Origin of the sequence: Alkalibacter rhizosphaerae, assembly GCF_017352215.1 — a bacterium.
In the GTDB taxonomy this organism is placed as follows: Bacteria; Bacillota; Clostridia; order Eubacteriales; family Alkalibacteraceae; genus Alkalibacter; species Alkalibacter rhizosphaerae.
This window is the reverse complement of the sequence record NZ_CP071444.1, coordinates 482859-499765: the sequence shown is the minus strand read 5'-3', so window position 1 is coordinate 499765 and position 16907 is coordinate 482859. Positions and strand designations below refer to the sequence as shown.

Here is a 16907-nt window from a genome sequence, read left to right as displayed (position 1 = left end):
AAAAGCGCCGTTTTAAAAAACTAAAAAAGATGTAAAAAAGCGGTTGACACGTGGTAGGGTGATGCGTATAATAGTAAGAGTCGCCACAAGAGATGCCAACAACGAACGAGACAACATAAAGGGCGACAAACCTTCGTGTCAGCGGACTTCGGAAGAGGAAAGCAGGCGGGGGGGACACAGTTTCATAGCGCTTCAGCTGACCTCAACCTTCGGGTAAGGGGGTGGAGCAGGAAGCATCAACAGACTTCGACCTTCGAAGAAGGTCTCCGTCCGTGGGCTGCGCCCAATAGGTCTTCCGCCGAAGGATGATCGGAAAGCAAGCTTTCCGCCATCACTCGCCAGAATCCCTGCTGATGCTTAAGATCTTTGAAAATAGAATAGCACATGAAAACAAGCTTAGAAGAAAGAACCAAACAACGTTGATGCCAAAAGCATCAAAGCCAAAGAGAGTTCTAAGACGGACTCAAACACTATTTATAATAGAGAGTTTGATCCTGGCTCAGGACGAACGCTGGCGGCGTGCCTAACACATGCAAGTCGAACGTGATCCAGGAAGTAGTTTACTACGACCTGGTGAAAGTGGCGGACGGGTGAGTAACGCGTGGGTAACCTGGCCTATGGAAGGGGATAGCCTCGGGAAACCGGGATTAATACCGTATATAGTTGGATGATCGCATGATCGACCAATGAAAAATTTATTGCCATAGGATGGACCCGCGTCCCATTAGCTAGTTGGTGAGATAACAGCTCACCAAGGCGACGATGGGTAGCCGGCCTGAGAGGGCGAACGGCCACACTGGGACTGAGACACGGCCCAGACTCCTACGGGAGGCAGCAGTGGGGAATATTGCGCAATGGGGGAAACCCTGACGCAGCAACGCCGCGTGAATGATGAAGGTCTTCGGATCGTAAAGTTCTGTCGAAGGGGAAGAAAGAAATGACGGTACCCTTAGAGGAAGCCCCGGCTAACTACGTGCCAGCAGCCGCGGTAATACGTAGGGGGCAAGCGTTGTCCGGAATTACTGGGCGTAAAGGGCGTGTAGGCGGTTTTTTAAGTCAGATGTGAAAGTTCGGGGCTTAACCCCGGAATTGCATTTGAAACTGGAGAACTTGAGTACTGGAGAGGTAAGTGGAATTCCTAGTGTAGCGGTGAAATGCGTAGATATTAGGAGGAACACCAGTGGCGAAGGCGACTTACTGGACAGATACTGACGCTGAGGCGCGAAAGCGTGGGGAGCGAACAGGATTAGATACCCTGGTAGTCCACGCCGTAAACGATGAGTGCTAGGTGTTGGGGTAACTCAGTGCCGTAGTTAACACAATAAGCACTCCGCCTGGGGAGTACGGTCGCAAGACTGAAACTCAAAGGAATTGACGGGGGCCCGCACAAGCAGCGGAGCATGTGGTTTAATTCGAAGCAACGCGAAGAACCTTACCAGGTCTTGACATTTCCTGACGACCTCAGAGATGAGGAGTTCCCTTCGGGGACAGGAGGACAGGTGGTGCATGGTTGTCGTCAGCTCGTGTCGTGAGATGTTGGGTTAAGTCCCGCAACGAGCGCAACCCTTGTATTTAGTTGCCATCAGGTAAAGCTGGGCACTCTAGATAGACTGCCGTAGATAATACGGAGGAAGGTGGGGATGACGTCAAATCATCATGCCCCTTATGACCTGGGCTACACACGTGCTACAATGGTCTGAACAGAGGGCAGCGAAACAGCGATGTGGAGCCAATCTCAAAAAACAGATCTCAGTTCGGATTGCAGGCTGCAACTCGCCTGCATGAAGTCGGAGTTGCTAGTAATCGCGGATCAGAATGCCGCGGTGAATGCGTTCCCGGGCCTTGTACACACCGCCCGTCACACCACGAGAGTTGGCAACACCCGAAGTCAGTGAGCGAACCATTTATGGAAGCAGCTGCCGAAGGTGGGGCTAGTAATTGGGGTGAAGTCGTAACAAGGTAGCCGTATCGGAAGGTGCGGCTGGATCACCTCCTTTCTAGGGAGCAAGCGAGTAATGTGCTATTTTATTTTGAGAGATCTTTGTATTTCTCAGAAAGCGTGTGGGGGTGTAGCTCAGCTGGGAGAGCACCTGCCTTGCAAGCAGGGGGTCAGGAGTTCAAATCTCCTCATCTCCACCATACTTGGGCTTGTAGCTCAGGTGGTTAGAGCGCACGCCTGATAAGCGTGAGGTCGGAGGTTCGAGTCCTCCCAAGCCCACCATTTAAGTGAATCGGGAAGACAGAGCGAATCGGTCGAAAAGACGGTTCGGTTTTTACTCTAGAAACCCGGGGAGCGCCAGAAAGAGACAATCAGCGATCCTCGCTGATCCTCAGTGATCTTTGAAAACTGCATAGGAAGAAAAGTAAAGTAAAGAAACAAACGATCATCTAAACATCTATCGTTTTGGAAACGAAACAAAAGATTTAGGTCAAGTTACTAAGAGCATAGGGAGAATGCCTTGGCACTGGGAGCCGACGAAGGACGCGACAAGCTGCGAAAAGCTGCGATTAGGTGCAAATAACCGTTGAGTCGCAGGTATCCGAATGGGGAAACCTAGCAGAGAGAAGCTCTGTTACCCGCATATGAATAAAATAGTATGCGAGGAGGGAACTCGGGGAACTGAAACATCTAAGTACCCGAAGGAAGAGAAAGAAAACTCGATTTTCCAAGTAGCGGCGAGCGAAAGGGAAAGAGCCTAAACCGTATTTATACGGGGTAATGGGACATGTAAAGGAGATCTGGAAAGAAGCCGAATGGTCTGGGAAGGCCGACCATAGAGAGTAAGAGTCTCGTAGGCGAAATGGACAGATACAGGCATGTTACCGGAGTACCACGGGACACGTGAAACCCTGTGGGAAGTTGGGGGGACCACCCCCCAAGGCTAAATACTACCCAGTGACCGATAGAGAATAGTACCGTGAGGGAAAGGTGAAAAGAACCCCGGGAGGGGAGTGAAATAGAACCTGAAACCCTATGCTTACAAGCAGTGGGAGCGCAAGTGACCGCGTGCTTTTTGTAGAACGGACCAGCGAGTTACGATATGTAGCAAGGTTAATCACTTCAGGTGAGGAGCCGCAGGGAAACCGAGTCTTAATAGGGCGTATAGTTGCATGTTGTAGACCCGAAACCGTGTGATCTACCCATGTCCAGGGTGAAGCGTGAGTAAAATCTCGTGGAGGCCCGAACCGGTGTCTGTTGAAAAAGGCTCGGATGAGGTGTGGGTAGGGGAGAAATTCCAATCGAACACGGAGATAGCTGGTTCTCCCCGAAATAGCTTTAGGGCTAGCGTCAAGGGATGAATAGTGGAGGTAGAGCACTGAATTGGCTAGGGGGCGTATAGCTTACCGAACCATATCAAACTCCGAATGCCATATATTTTACCTTGGCAGTCAGACAGTGTGAGATAAGTTTCATTGTCGAAAGGGAAACAGCCCAGACCATCAGCTAAGGTCCCAAAGTACAGGTTAAGTGGGAAAGGATGTGCAATTGCTAAGACAACTAGGATGTTGGCTTAGAAGCAGCCACTCATTCAAAGAGTGCGTAATAGCTCACTAGTCGAGTGATTGTGCGCCGAAGATTACCGGGGCTAAAACCTGTCACCGAAGCTATGGCTTGCGTCGTAAGATGCAGGGGTAGGGGAGCATTGTGTAGGAGGCGAAGCTGAGCTGGAAGGCGAGGTGGATTCTACACAAGAGAGAATGCTGGTATGAGTAGCGAAAGAAAGGTGAGAATCCTTTCCATCGAAAATCCAAGGTTTCCTGAGGAAGGTTCGTCCGCTCAGGGTAAGTCGGGACCTAAGCCGAGGCCGAAGGGCGTAGGCGATGGACAACCGGTTGAAATTCCGGTACCGCCTTTGACTGTTTGAGAGAAGGAGTGACACAGGAGGATAAGCTGACCCGTCGAATGGAAGAGACGGGCTAAATAACGAGTGTGGACCTTAGGCAAATCCGGGGTCCGGGAAGCATGAGTTATGATGGGGACCGAAAAACAAGTAGGGAAGCAGCTGATTTCACACTGTCGAGAAAAGCTTCTATTGAGGAAGAAGGCGCCCGTACCGCAAACCGACACAGGTAGATGAGGAGAGAATCCTAAGATGAGCGGGAGAAGTGTTGTTAAGGAACTCGGCAAAATAACCCCGTAACTTCGGGAGAAGGGGAGCCTAATCCGATTGTTGTAAAATGATACGGAAAGGCTGCAGAGAAAAGGCCCAAGCGACTGTTTAGCAAAAACACAGGTCTCTGCTAAATCGAAAGATGAAGTATAGGGGCTGACGCCTGCCCGGTGCTGGAAGGTCAAGGGGAATGCTTAGCTTCGGCGAAGGCATGAACTTAAGCCCCAGTAAACGGCGGCCGTAACTATAACGGTCCTAAGGTAGCGAAATTCCTTGTCAGGTAAGTTCTGACCCGCACGAAAGGCGTAACGATTTGGGCACTGTCTCAACAACACACCCGGTGAAATTGTAGTACTCGTGAAGATGCGAGTTACCCGCGACAGGACGGAAAGACCCCGTAGAGCTTTACTGTAGCTTGGCATTGGATTTTGGTAGTGTATGTACAGGATAGGTGGGAGGCAGAGAGAATAGGACGCTAGTCTTGTTGGAGCCGCTGTTGGGATACCACTCTTATACTACTGGAATTCTAACCAGTAGCCGTGATCCGGCTATGGGACATTGCCAGGTGGGCAGTTTGACTGGGGCGGTCGCCTCCGAAAGAGTAACGGAGGCGCCCAAAGTTTACCTCAGAATGGTTGGAAATCATTCGTAGAGTGCAAAGGCAAAAGGTAGACTGACTGCGAGAGAGACATCTCGAGCAGGGACGAAAGTCGGGCTTAGTGATCCGGTGGTACCGAGTGGAAGGGCCATCGCTCAACGGATAAAAGCTACCTCGGGGATAACAGGCTTATCTCCCCCAAGAGTCCACATCGACGGGGAGGTTTGGCACCTCGATGTCGGCTCGTCTCATCCTGGGGCTGTAGTAGGTCCCAAGGGTTGGGCTGTTCGCCCATTAAAGAGGCACGCGAGCTGGGTTCAGAACGTCGTGAGACAGTTCGGTCCCTATCCGTCGTGGGCGCAAGATATTTGAGAGGAGCTGTTCCTAGTACGAGAGGACCGGAATGGACAGACCTCTGGTGCACCAGTTGTCCTGCCAAGGGCACAGCTGGGTAGCTAAGTCTGGACGGGATAAGCGCTGAAGGCATCTAAGCGCGAAGCCCCCCTCAAGATGAGATATCTCATCCGCAAGGAGTAAGGTCCCCAGTAGACGACTGGGTTGATAGGCCAGAGGTGTACGTGTAGAAATACATTCAGCTGACTGGTACTAATAGACCGAGGACTTGACCAAGTAGATGATAAGAAGAAGAATACTTTACGATGATTCCCATGCAGTTTTCAAATCTCATTGATGAGATTTATAACCAAATGATTCCGCGGCAATGGCGGAGGGGCTACACCTGTTCCCATCCCGAACACAGAAGTAAAGTCCTCCAGCGCAGATGGTACTTGGATGGTGACGTCCTGGGAGAGTATGTCGCTGCGGAATCCATTCCTCAGTAGCTCAATGGTGGAGCAACCGGCTGTTAACCGGTAGGCTGCTGGTTCGAATCCAGCCTGGGGAGCCATTTGGCCCCTTGGTCAAGCGGTTAAGACACCGCCCTTTCACGGCGGTAACAGGGGTTCGAGTCCCCTAGGGGTCACCAATTTGTCTTAACACAGTCTGCTTGCAGACAAATATTTAAGTCCAAGTTCGCTTGTGACTTACTGCGGCCTGGTAGTTCAGTTGGTTAGAATGCCAGCCTGTCACGCTGGAGGTCGAGGGTTCGAGTCCCTTCCAGGTCGCCATTTTTATTTTGACAAACCAATAATCATTTCATACGCTGGTGTGGCTCAACGGTAGAGCAGCTGACTTGTAATCAGCAGGTTGTAGGTTCGATTCCTATCACCAGCTCCATTTATTTAGGGGGAATTCCCGAGTGGCCAAAGGGGGCAGACTGTAAATCTGTTGGCAGCGCCTTCGGTGGTTCGAATCCACCTTCCCCCACCATTTTGACCCATTAGCTCAGTTGGCAGAGCACCTGACTTTTAATCAGGGTGTCCCGCGTTCGAGTCGCGGATGGGTCACCATTTGTAGATCGGCCTTTCACGAACGAAAGGCTTTTTTTTATGAAAAATATTCATGTTTTCTTCAGGATGTGATAGAATATTAATGGTTTTAAACTAACTTGAAGGAGGCAGAAATGAGAGCATTTTTAGAAAAAAGGTTTAAACTGAAAGAGAACGATACTACCATTCGAACAGAGGTAATGGCAGGGATCACTACTTTCATGACAATGGCGTATATTTTGATCGTCAATCCAAGTATCTTGTCTGCTACAGGAATGGACTTCAACGCATTGATCACAGCTACGGCGCTGGCGGCAGCCATCGGAACATTTGTCATGGCATTATATGCAAATTACCCATTTGCTTTGGCACCTGGGATGGGATTGAATGCTTATTTTGCATTTGTTGTCGTTGGACAAATGGGATACAGCTGGCAGTTGGCGTTGACTGCAATTTTTGCTGAAGGTATTATTTTTATTCTTTTGAGCTTTTTTAATGTAAGGGAAGCTTTGTTCAATGCCATTCCACAAACACTGAAAAAAGCGGTGAGTGTCGGGATCGGTCTGTTCATAACATTTATCGGTCTGCAAAACTCGGGGATCATCGTCAACGATGACGCGACGTTGCTGGCCTTGGGAAACATCAAAGAGATCACGACCGTATTGACCCTGTTTGGCGTTATTTTAACGGTACTGCTGCTGGTAAAAAAAGTACGGGGAGCTATTCTTTGGGGTATCCTGGCAACCTACGTCTTAGGTGTTATATGCCAGCTGACGGGACTTTACATTGTAAATCCTGACATGGGGATGTTCTCTTTGATCCCGTCCGGCATCGTATCGACACCGCCTTCTCTGGCGCCGATCTTTTTTAAATTTGAATTTTCTCAGGTGTTGTCCATCAATTTTGTGATGGTCATATTTACCTTCTTGTTTGTGGATCTTTTCGATACACTGGGTACATTGATCGGTGTGTCTACTAAAGCCGGGTTTTTGAATGAAAAAGGAGAATTGCCGAAAGTAAAGCAAGCGCTGATGGCAGATGCCATTGCAACGACTGCCGGTGCCGTTTTGGGGACATCTACAACGACGACTTACGTGGAAAGTGCTTCCGGTGTTGCAGATGGAGGAAGAACAGGTTTGACGGCTATGACGACAGGAATTTTGTTCTTGTTGGCTTTGATCTTTAGTCCCGTCATATCCGTGATCCCATCCTTTGCGACAGCTCCTGCCCTGATCATTGTAGGTTTATTTATGATCGAACACGTGGTGGATATCGATTTTACGGATTATTCTGAAGCTCTTCCGGCATTCTTGACCATCATCATGATGCCTCTTGCCTACAGCATTTCCGATGGCCTTGCCTTCGGAGGCGTATCTTATGTTCTGATCAAGTTGTTGAGTGGAAAGAAAAAGGATATTCATCCGGTAATGTATTTTGTAGCACTCCTGTTCCTGGTTTATATTTTATTGTAATCAAAAGAAAGAGTAAAAAAATGGCGGGCCGAATGGTCCGCTATTTTTCAATGATAAATTGAACTTCCCTGGGTAAAGCCAAACCGCTTTCCACTTCAATGGCCTTGATGATGGCACTTGGAACGGGACAAGCCAGATGCTTGCAATTTCGATTGGCGGATTCATAAACGGCAGAATCGCCAAATTTGCTGAAGCACTCTGTGTAAGCGTCCAATTCCTGCAGATCTGGTTCCATATTTTTGATGTAGGGGCATTTGGTGTCCAAGGTGATTTTTAGGTCGCTTCGTCCTGATTTTTCGACGAGTATGGTAGTTTCCAAACCGCAAACACCTGGATTCACATATACTTTTGACATGGTGACCTCCTTGAGTATGTAATAAAATAATTATACCCCTATTGGTATAAAAATAAAACAAATGTTTTGAAATAATAATAGTTTTGTGTTATCATACATTCATTGGTTGTTGCCGAAGTGGTGGAATTGGCAGACGCGCTACGTTCAGGGCGTAGTGAGAGTAATCTCGTGCGGGTTCGAGTCCCGCCTTCGGCACCATAAAGAAATGTAAAGACCGGCAAAGTCCGGTCTTTTTTTCTTATTGTGAAACCTTCCTGACCGAGAGGGGAAAAGGATGTGTTATAATTAATGCAAATGGGGTGAAGGAGGCTGGAATGAAAAGAATCTTAGCAAGCTGGATAGGCTACATTTTCAAGAGAAAACGATTGCGACCTCCGCAAATTCTCGTTATTGGATTCGGGATTTTGATCTTGCTTGGAGCAACCTTGCTGACATTGCCAGTGTCTTCTGCGTCCGGGACAGGGACCGACTTGGTTACAGCATTGTTTACAGCCACATCGGCAGTTTGTGTTACCGGCCTGGTGGTGGTGGATACAGCCACCTATTGGTCTGGATTTGGACAAGGCGTTATTTTGATGCTCATTCAAATCGGAGGACTTGGATTCATGACCATGGCAACATTGATCTTTTTGATTGCAGGAAAAAGGATCACCCTGCGAGAACGCCTATTGATCAAAGACTCCTTAAACAGCAATACGTTGGAAGGGATTGTACGATTTGTTCGCTATATCTTGATTTTTACCGTTATCATGGAGTTGGGTGGAGCAGTCCTTCTTTCTCTTGTGTTTGTACCGGAGTATGGATGGCAACATGGACTGGTCTTGTCCGTTTTTCATTCCATATCTGCATTTTGCAATGCCGGATTCGATTTGATCGGCAACTTTCAGAGTTTGACGCCCTATGTGAATGATCCCATCGTCAATTTGACCATTTCTTTTCTGGTTATTATGGGGGGACTGGGTTTTTCCGTTGTACACGACGTATTTGAAACTCGAAAGTGGAAGCGACTGCAATTTCATTCAAAAATAGTATTGACACTGACAGGGGTTTTGTTGGTCGGTTCTGGGATCATCCTTTTTTTACTGGAAAAGAACAATACCATGTCTCAGCTGCCGGTACAGGGAAAGGCCCTTTCTACCCTGTTCATGTCCATGACGCCACGAACGGCGGGATTCAATACTTTGGATATTGCGAGTTTGTCTACTGGTTCGCTATTCCTGGTTATTTTGTTGATGTTTATCGGAGGATCGCCTGGATCGACGGCTGGAGGTGTCAAAACCACTACCGTAGGAGTTCTGCTTTTTTCCTTGATCAGTGTGTTGAAAGGGAGACAAGATACGGAAGTGTTTGGAAGGACCATCAATGCAGACACGGTACGAAGAGCCTTGGCCTTGACGATGATCGGCTTGGGACTGTTGTTTGTTGATATCCTGATCTTGTCCACCACAGAAGCAGCCGGACTGACAGAGATCGTTTTCGAAGCTGTTTCTGCTTTTGGAACAGTAGGACTGAGTATGGGGATCACCACAGAGCTGACAGTTGTAGGCAGATTGATGATCATGCTTACCATGTTTGTTGGTCGGGTCGGTCCACTGACTATCGCATTTGCGATCAGCGAAATCCAATCTTCCAAAGAGTCCGGAAAATATCGTTATCCGGATGGAAAAGTTATTGTATAATCATCAAACAAGGAGGCAGATGTGACATGAAACAATTTGCAGTATTGGGACTTGGCCGTTTTGGATACAGCCTTGCAACGAAATTGTACGAACAAGGTTATGATGTGCTGGCCATCGATAAAGATGAAGAAATCATTAAAGGAATAGCGGACCTGGTCACTTTTGCCGTCCAGGCAGATTCGACGGACATAAGTACTCTGCGGTCCATCGGTTTAAAAAATATTGACGTTGCGGTGGTATCCATCGCCTCCGACATCCATGCCAGCTTGATGACGGTGCTTCATTTGCAGGATCTGGGGATCAAGGAGATCTACGCAAAAGCGCAAAACGAACAGCATGCAAAAGTGTTGCAGAAAATCGGAGTGGAGAAAGTGTTTTTGCCGGAAAGGGACATGGGAAGAAGAGTGGCCCAACACATTGCCAGCAGCAACATTCTGGATTTGATCGAACTGGACCCGACCCACAGCGTTCAGGAGATCCTAGTGCCAAAATCATGGAATCAAAAGACCTTGACCCAATTGGATCTGCGTGCCCGATATGGAGTCAATGTCATAGCGATCAAGAGGGAATCTGGAATCGTCATTTCTCCAGCAGCCACCGATCCTATCTTCAAGGAAGATGTCCTTATTGTCGTCGGAGAAAACTCCGATCTGATCAAATTGCAGGGGCTTGAGAAGTAGAATGATGGGAATCTCCAGCAGTCAAAACACAAAACTTAAAAGATTGAAGAAATTGAAAAGCAAAAAATATCGTGACCGGTTTGGAGAATACCTTTTGGAGGGATTCAAATCCATCGAACTGGCTTTGACCGAGCAATCCACCATAGATGGGATCTACTTGGAAAAGACCCAATTTGACAGAGGTCGTTTGTCTTTTCTGGATCAAATCGATTTCCCGGAGGATAATATATTTATTGTGGAGGACGAATTGCTGCAACCCTTGTACGAAACGGAAAGTCCCCAGGGAGTTTTGGCAGTTGCTAAAAAACCGTCTACAGATTTTGACTTTTTATGGGACGATAGTTTGAAACAGATCCTGTTTTTGGACCGAGTGCAAGATCCGGGGAATCTGGGTACCATCATACGCACAGCGGAGGCTGCTGGCTATGATTTGGTGGTATGCGGCATGGGCTGTGCCGATTTGTTCAATCCAAAAACCATCCGGTCTACCATGGGCAGCGTGGTGACCATGAAAGTTGCCTGTGAAGCCAAAGGCGATGACGTGTTGCCGTTTTTGAAAGGTAATGGATTTTATGTCATTTCGGCAGCATTGAACAATAGTGTGGATTACCGTTCCATGGAAAGAAAGCAACCACATGTATTGATTTTAGGAAATGAAGGATCCGGGATCCGTGAAGAAATACTGGAACAGAGCGATAAAAATGTGAAGATCCCCATGCACGGGAAAGTGGAATCCTTGAACGTTTCCATTGCAGCAGGGATCCTATTGTACCATTTCGGAGAGATTTCTTGACATTTTTAACAAGCGTGTTATAATTTCTTATAATTGCATAAAAAAAATGATGATGGAGACGGGAGACCAAACGGTTTTTTTAAGAGAGAGAATTCAACAGCTGAAAGAATTCTTATGAAACCAGGTTGAAATTCACTCCGGAGTGCGAATTGGAAAACAAGTACATTTCGCCGGCACAGCCGTTATATTTCAAGTGGATACGCATTTTGTATCAACATGGGTGGCACCGCGGTTTATATCGTCCCTTGCGAGAGCAGGGGATTTTTTTATTTTGATGGAAAAGGAAGGGAGACGAACATGAAAGACAAGCTAAAACAGATCCAACAGCAGTATGGTGAAAAGATCGCCCAGGCGACCTCATCGGAGGTACTGGAAGACTTGCGGGTAAAAGTACTGGGAAAAAAGGGGGAGTTGACGACCCTGCTTCGGGACATGGGAAAACTCAGCAAGGAAGAACGACCCATGATGGGGAAATTGGCCAATGAAGTTCGGGAAGATATCGAAAATCGAATGGCATTACAAAAGGAACGGATCATCGAGCTGGAATATGAGGAGACTTTTGCAAAAGAAGTGATCGATATCACGTTGCCGGGAACTAAAAAAGCAGTGGGAAGCCGTCATCCGTTGAACATCGTTGTAGAGCATTTAAGTGATATTTTCATCGGATTGGGTTTTACCATAGAAGAAGGTCCCGAAATCGAATGGGCGGAATACAATTTTGATCATCTCAACATACCAAAAGATCATACGTCCCGTGATTTTCAGGATACCTTTTATGTGGATGAAAACATGGTTCTGCGAACCCAAACGTCGCCTATCCAGGTACGAACCATGATGGACCGGAAACCTCCGATCCGGATCTTGGCGCCGGGAAGGGTTTATCGTTCCGATGAGATCGATGCGACCCATTCTCCGGTGTTTCACCAGGCGGAAGGGTTGGTAGTGGATGAGGGGATCACCATGAGTGACTTGAAAGGGACCCTGGACCTTTTTGCAAAAGAAATGTTTGGCCCGGAAACGAAGACCAAGTTTCGGCCTCACCAGTTTTATTTCACAGAACCCAGTGCGGAGATGGACGTGACTTGCTTTGTTTGTCATGGAAAAGGCTGTCGGGTGTGCAACCATACGGGCTGGATCGAGATCCTTGGCTGCGGCATGGTCCATCCCAATGTCTTGGAAGTATGTGGGATCGATTCTACAAAATACAGCGGATTCGCGTTTGGAATGGGATTGGATCGGATCGCCATGATCAAATATGGCATTGGCGATCTGCGTTTGATGTTCGAAAACGACATTCGTTTCTTGCAGCAGTTCAAATAGAGGGAGGACACAGATATGCATGTAACATTTAATTGGTTGAAAGATTATGTGGATATGGAGGGCATGTCGCCCAAAGAATATAGCGACCGCATGACCATGTCCGGCAGTAAAGTAGAATCTGTCGTTGACGTGGGGAAAGAGATCTCCAAAGTCGTTGTTGGTCGAATATTGAAGGTGGAGCCCCATCCGCAGGCAGACAAACTGGTGATATGTCAAGTGGATGTGGGTGACAAGGAATTGACCATTGTTACCGGAGCAAAAAACGTTGCTCCAGCTCAGCTGATCCCGGTCGCCCTGCCAGGCGCTACCTTGATTGGTGGAATGAAGATCGGAGTCACCGATTTGAGAGGAGTGGAATCCAGTGGAATGATGTGTTCTGCCGGAGAACTGGGAATGAATACCTCTCTGATGTCAAAAGAAGAGATCGACGGCATATATATCATTACGGATGAAGTTCCAGTTGGCACAGATGCCAAACCCATTCTTGGATTGGATGACGTGGTGGTGGAATTTGAATTGACGGCAAATCGTTCCGATTGCCAGTCCGTCATCGGTATGGCAAGAGAAACTGCCGCAACTTTTGATGAGCATTTGGTATTACCTGTAGTGGAGATCTCCGAAAATGACGGAACGGGATCCATCCAGGATCTTCTGTCTGTCGAGGTGGACGATCCCCAGGGATGTCCCAGGTATACAGCCAGAATGATGAATGTGGTGCAAAACGGGCCTTCCCCTTTGTGGATGCAGCATCGTTTGCTCCATTGCGGGATCCGACCCATCAATGCCATTGTGGACGTAACCAACTATGTCATGCTGGAAACGGGGCAGCCTCTTCACGCTTTTGATTATGACAAACTAGGAAGCAAGACGATCCTGGTACGAAATGCCACAGAGGGTGAACCAGTGGTGACCCTGGATGGAAACAAACGAATATTGTCCAATCAGGATCTGGTCATCACCAATGGAATAGAACCGGTGGCCATTGCAGGGGTCATGGGTGGCGAAAATTCAGATATCGAAGATACGACTTCAAAAATCGTCATCGAGTCTGCTAATTTCGATAAAAATTACGTCCGCAACACCAGCAAGCGGTTGAATTTCAGAACCGATTCCAGCTCCAAGTTTGAAAAGGGGATCGATCCGGAACTGGCTGGTTTTGCGGCAGACCGTGCGGCACAACTTCTACTGGACATGGGTGTATGTCAATTGATCAAAGGCAAACTGGATGTTTACACAGAGGCACCATCCAAACGACGGATCGTCGTTGACGGACCCTGGGTCAATCGTTTTGTCGGGATCGACCTTGAAATCGACAAGATGGCGTCCTTGCTGGAACGACTGGATCTGGATGTAGAGGTTCAAGGGAATGATCTGATGATCGAAGTTCCCACTTTCCGTCAGGATCTGGAGATCAAGGAAGACATTGCAGAAGAGATCGCCCGATTATATGGATACAATAACATACCTAACACCATCATCAGTGGTACGGCAACAGAGGGCGGAAGAACCAAGCGGCAACGCTTCGAGCTGGATCTCAAGCAAGTTTTGACCGACAAGAATTTCTATGAGATCTTGACCTATTCTTTCACCAGTGAAAATAAATTGATGGACCTGAATATTGGATCCGATCATTCCTGGATGGCAGATGCGATCCCATTGCTCAATCCTTTGGGGGAAGAGAACCGATTGATGCGGACAACCTTGTTCGCCGGTCTTTTACCGGTCATATCCCACAACTTCAATAGAAATATTCCGGAAGGCAGTTTTTATGAAACGGCAGTAGTTTATGAAAAAGGAAGTTCAAATGCGAAATTGCCGGTGGAAACCAAAAAAATGTCCTTGGGCATGTATGGAGAGACAACATTTTTTGATCTGAAAGGGATCGTGGAAATGCTGCTGGAAAAATCCAGGATCTCCATGCAATCCGTATCTTTTGAAAAAGGGGATCATCCCATGTTTCATCCCAACCGCCATGCCTTGGTCCATGTAAATGGCAAGGAGATCGGGATCATTGGGGAAGTTCATCCAAAAGTGGTGAAAACCTACGATCTACCAAAACGAACCTATGTCGGAGAGTTGGATCTGGATGTTTTGTTTGAAAATGGAACCGGAGAGATCCGCTTTGAAGAGCTGCCAAAATATCCGGGCGTTCATCGGGACCTGGCATTCTTGGCCGATGAAGGGATTCCGGCAGGAGATATTGCAAAAGTCATTTCTGACAATGGGGGCACATTGCTCAAGGAAGTGGAGCTCTTTGATGTGTATCAGGGGGCACAGATCCAATCCGGAAAGAAGAGCATTGCATACTCCCTGTATTTTCAAGCAACAGACCGAACGTTGACAGAACCGGAAATCAAAGAACAAATGGACAGGATCCTGGAAGCATGTCAGGAAGAACTGGGGCTGGTGCTTCGGGATGCATGACAAGAGTGCAAGTATTTTGATTTTGAACTGTGGAGGATCCTCTATAAAGTGCAAACTTGTGGATATGCCTCACTACAGTATCCTTGCATCCATCGATATTGGCAGGATCGGCCTTCCTTATGGTGAAGTAAAAATCCAGTCTGAAAAGGTAAACCGGGATTTTCAGCAGCATGTATCAAATCATGAAGAGGGGATCCAAATCATTTTGGACCTTCTTCTGGGAGAATTGTCCATCAATAAAAAAGAAATAGATTTGATCGGTCATCGGATCGTTCATGGTGGGAAAATGACAGGATCCACTGTGGTGGATAAGGAGTTGATCCAGTATTTGGTCGATATTTCCGATTTGGCGCCCTTGCATAACCCGGCCCATGTTGCCGGTATCCTGGCTTGTGGCAAGATCCTGCCAGGAGTGCGGCAAATCGCCGTATTCGACAACGCCTATCATCAATCCTTGTCCAAAGCGGCCGCCTCCTATGCCATACCCTATGGCCTAGCAGAGAAATACGGCATTCGAAAATATGGATTTCACGGCATCGCTTTTCGCAGCATGCTCCAAAGCAGCAAAAAGATTTTAGCTAGTGAGCTGAAAGACAAAAAGATCGTCCTTCTCATGCTTGGTAGCGGTACAACGGCAAATGCCTCCATCAATGGAGTCAGCTATGATGTCAGTACGGGGTTTACTCCTCACGAAGGATTGATCCAATCCACCAGATCCGGAGACACGGATGCTGCTGTATACACTTTTCTTATGAGAAAAGAAGGATGGGGACCGGATCAAATCGACGATCTGATGAATCGACAAAGCGGATGGCTGGGCATGTCCGGAATCAGCAGCGATCTGCGAGAGATACATGATGCAGCCGAAAAGGGAAACGAACGCGGACAGGTAGCCATCGATGCCTTGAGTCATCGCATCAAAAAATACATAGGTGCTTATGCTGCAGTCATGGGTGGAATAGACCTGGTGGCATTTGGCGGAGGTGTAGGGGAGCATGCCTGGTATGCTCGAGAAAAAGTTTGCGACGGCATGGAATTTTTAGGGATAGAACTGGATCATGAAAAAAACAAAAAAATAAAAGGTTCTGGTGTTGTCTCCACACAACGGTCCAGAACGAAAGTGTTGATAACAAAAGTGGACGAAGAAGAGATCATCGCCATGGATACTTTCAAGATTGGGATGAAGTAGCATCGGGGGCATCGGAGCCAAACAAGGAAAAATTCATAAAGAAGCTCGTCAGCATGATCTGCGAAAAAATCAAAACAATGCTTTGAACGAACGCCAAGGTGACATTTGCTGCCATGGCGTTTCTTATTAGCGCAGACAAGATCCAAGCGATCCCATTTAAAAAAATCAGGCTGAGAAATGCCAGGGACAGGGTATAGGTGATCATTTGTCTGCCATGCCTTTTGAATACTTTTCTGCTTTCTCGAAAGGAAGAAAGGGTGTTCATTTCAGCCAAAACGACAAAATGACTCCAAAAGAGGATGTTCAGGTAAACATAGACGACCACAGCAAAATACAACAAGGAAAACAGGGTAAATCCCGTTTGGCTGGTAAACAGGGGAATGACCGCCAATACTGCGGTGAAAAGCAATGCCAGCCCGGCACCCAGCAATAAAAAGCCAAGGGTGAGGGGTAGCAGTCGTTTCCCTACATCTCGAAGCATTTCCGAGAAGCTGAATGGTTTGTTGTAAACAAAGCGCTGGGTGATGGTCATGATGAAGGGTATGAGCACCATGAAGATCAGTATATTCAAAAAAAAGATGACGAAAGCGATGGATTGGGGCATGGCCATGATGGATTCAACCGTGCCGTCTCCGATGTAGATATACATGAAACTGTAGCTGATCAAAGGCAGAGCAGCCAAATACAGCAATATCCGCAAAGACGAGCGGAATACACCTTTTGACACCAGCAGGTGCTGACGAAACGGCAGTATGGATGAGCGATATAGATTTTCCAATGTCATGAAAAAACCTCCAGTTGTTTTGTCTACATCCATTATAACGGAGACGAAATCATTGTCAATGATCTTACGGCGCAAAAGTACAGCTGAAATCAAGAATCATGAGGTATAATATT

At 47.4% G+C, this 16907-nt stretch carries 10 protein-coding genes, 9 tRNA genes, 3 rRNA genes and 1 other annotated feature; of the genes, 20 read left to right on the top strand and 2 right to left on the bottom strand.

The features are described 5' to 3' along the window. Positions 1–61 precede the first annotated feature (61 nt). The 13 genes from J0B03_RS02505 (at position 62) to J0B03_RS02445 (ending at position 7570) form a co-directional block, all read left to right on the top strand. Positions 62–217, top strand: coding sequence for a hypothetical protein (locus J0B03_RS02505; protein WP_207300301.1), 156 nt, complete (start codon positions 62–64; stop codon positions 215–217). A 259-nt stretch (positions 218–476) separates the two neighbouring features. Continuing rightward, positions 477–1997 (top strand): 16S ribosomal RNA (locus tag J0B03_RS02500). 66 nt (positions 1998–2063) lie between these two features. Then, positions 2064–2139, top strand: a tRNA-Ala gene (locus J0B03_RS02495). A gap of 5 nt (positions 2140–2144) precedes the next feature. Next, positions 2145–2221 (top strand) — tRNA-Ile (locus J0B03_RS02490). Between the two features lie 206 nt (positions 2222–2427). After that, positions 2428–5340 (top strand): 23S ribosomal RNA (locus tag J0B03_RS02485). A gap of 81 nt (positions 5341–5421) precedes the next feature. After that, a 5S ribosomal RNA gene (rrf, locus tag J0B03_RS02480) occupies positions 5422–5538 on the top strand. Together the 16S, 23S and 5S rRNA genes with 8 tRNA genes alongside form the textbook arrangement of a ribosomal RNA operon. Positions 5539–5542: 4 nt before the next feature. Continuing rightward, positions 5543–5617, top strand: a tRNA-Asn gene (locus tag J0B03_RS02475). A gap of 3 nt (positions 5618–5620) precedes the next feature. Next, a tRNA-Glu gene (locus tag J0B03_RS02470) sits at positions 5621–5695 on the top strand. 65 nt (positions 5696–5760) lie between these two features. Next, positions 5761–5837, top strand: a tRNA-Asp gene (locus tag J0B03_RS02465). A 34-nt stretch (positions 5838–5871) separates the two neighbouring features. Continuing rightward, positions 5872–5946, top strand: a tRNA-Thr gene (locus J0B03_RS02460). 8 nt (positions 5947–5954) lie between these two features. Further along, positions 5955–6039 (top strand) — tRNA-Tyr (locus J0B03_RS02455). A 4-nt stretch (positions 6040–6043) separates the two neighbouring features. Next, positions 6044–6119, top strand: a tRNA-Lys gene (locus J0B03_RS02450). Positions 6120–6232: 113 nt separating this feature from the next. Beyond that, positions 6233–7570 carry an NCS2 family permease gene (locus tag J0B03_RS02445; protein WP_207300300.1) on the top strand — a complete coding sequence of 446 codons (1338 nt, stop codon included), beginning with the start codon at positions 6233–6235 and terminating at the stop codon, positions 7568–7570. A 40-nt stretch (positions 7571–7610) separates the two neighbouring features. On the opposite strand, the gene J0B03_RS02440 is transcribed toward J0B03_RS02445, so the two are convergent. Further along, positions 7611–7925, bottom strand: coding sequence for a DUF6951 family protein (locus tag J0B03_RS02440; protein WP_207300299.1), 315 nt, complete (start codon positions 7923–7925; stop codon positions 7611–7613). Between the two features lie 111 nt (positions 7926–8036). Between J0B03_RS02440 and J0B03_RS02435 the strand changes: the two genes are divergently transcribed. The 7 genes from J0B03_RS02435 to J0B03_RS02405 all read left to right on the top strand — a co-directional run bounded on the left by J0B03_RS02435 (position 8037) and on the right by J0B03_RS02405 (position 16010). Continuing rightward, positions 8037–8123 (top strand) — tRNA-Leu (locus tag J0B03_RS02435). 116 nt (positions 8124–8239) lie between these two features. Then, a complete protein-coding gene (locus J0B03_RS02430) occupies positions 8240–9604 on the top strand; it encodes a TrkH family potassium uptake protein (protein ID WP_207300298.1) in 1365 nt (454 codons plus the stop codon). A 26-nt stretch (positions 9605–9630) separates the two neighbouring features. Continuing rightward, positions 9631–10284 (top strand): potassium channel family protein, encoded by a 654-nt coding sequence (locus J0B03_RS02425; protein WP_207300297.1) that lies wholly within the window; start codon positions 9631–9633, stop codon positions 10282–10284. Between the two features lies 1 nt (position 10285). Next, entirely contained in the window at positions 10286–11077 is a 792-nt protein-coding gene (locus J0B03_RS02420) for a TrmH family RNA methyltransferase (RefSeq protein WP_374058611.1), read from the top strand. A gap of 40 nt (positions 11078–11117) precedes the next feature. Then, positions 11118–11326 (top strand) — a binding site (T-box leader). A 48-nt stretch (positions 11327–11374) separates the two neighbouring features. Then, on the top strand, positions 11375–12397 hold the full coding sequence (gene pheS, locus J0B03_RS02415; protein ID WP_207300295.1) for a phenylalanine--tRNA ligase subunit alpha: 1023 nt from the start codon (positions 11375–11377) through the stop codon (positions 12395–12397). 15 nt (positions 12398–12412) lie between these two features. Next, positions 12413–14821, top strand: a complete 2409-nt coding sequence (pheT, locus tag J0B03_RS02410) for a phenylalanine--tRNA ligase subunit beta (RefSeq protein WP_207300294.1) — start codon at positions 12413–12415, stop codon at positions 14819–14821. Continuing rightward, positions 14814–16010, top strand: a complete 1197-nt coding sequence (locus J0B03_RS02405) for an acetate/propionate family kinase (RefSeq protein ID WP_207300293.1) — start codon at positions 14814–14816, stop codon at positions 16008–16010. Before pheT ends, J0B03_RS02405 begins: the two co-directional genes overlap by 8 nt. Here J0B03_RS02405 and J0B03_RS02400 read toward each other — a convergent pair. Then, on the bottom strand, positions 15991–16794 hold the full coding sequence (locus tag J0B03_RS02400; RefSeq protein ID WP_207300292.1) for a hypothetical protein: 804 nt from the start codon (positions 16792–16794) through the stop codon (positions 15991–15993). The two genes, J0B03_RS02405 and J0B03_RS02400, sit on opposite strands and share 20 nt — an antisense overlap. Positions 16795–16907 lie beyond the last annotated feature (113 nt).

Coding starts and splice junctions, on each gene's coding strand:
- J0B03_RS02505 (WP_207300301.1), top strand. CDS start 62: ATGCGTATAATAGTAAGAGTCGCCACAAGAGATGCCAACAACGAACGA.
- J0B03_RS02445 (WP_207300300.1), top strand. CDS start 6,233: ATGAGAGCATTTTTAGAAAAAAGGTTTAAACTGAAAGAGAACGATACT.
- J0B03_RS02440 (WP_207300299.1), bottom strand. CDS start 7,925: ATGTCAAAAGTATATGTGAATCCAGGTGTTTGCGGTTTGGAAACTACC.
- J0B03_RS02430 (WP_207300298.1), top strand. CDS start 8,240: ATGAAAAGAATCTTAGCAAGCTGGATAGGCTACATTTTCAAGAGAAAA.
- J0B03_RS02425 (WP_207300297.1), top strand. CDS start 9,631: ATGAAACAATTTGCAGTATTGGGACTTGGCCGTTTTGGATACAGCCTT.
- J0B03_RS02420 (WP_374058611.1), top strand. CDS start 10,286: ATGATGGGAATCTCCAGCAGTCAAAACACAAAACTTAAAAGATTGAAG.
- pheS (WP_207300295.1), top strand. CDS start 11,375: ATGAAAGACAAGCTAAAACAGATCCAACAGCAGTATGGTGAAAAGATC.
- pheT (WP_207300294.1), top strand. CDS start 12,413: ATGCATGTAACATTTAATTGGTTGAAAGATTATGTGGATATGGAGGGC.
- J0B03_RS02405 (WP_207300293.1), top strand. CDS start 14,814: ATGCATGACAAGAGTGCAAGTATTTTGATTTTGAACTGTGGAGGATCC.
- J0B03_RS02400 (WP_207300292.1), bottom strand. CDS start 16,794: ATGACATTGGAAAATCTATATCGCTCATCCATACTGCCGTTTCGTCAG.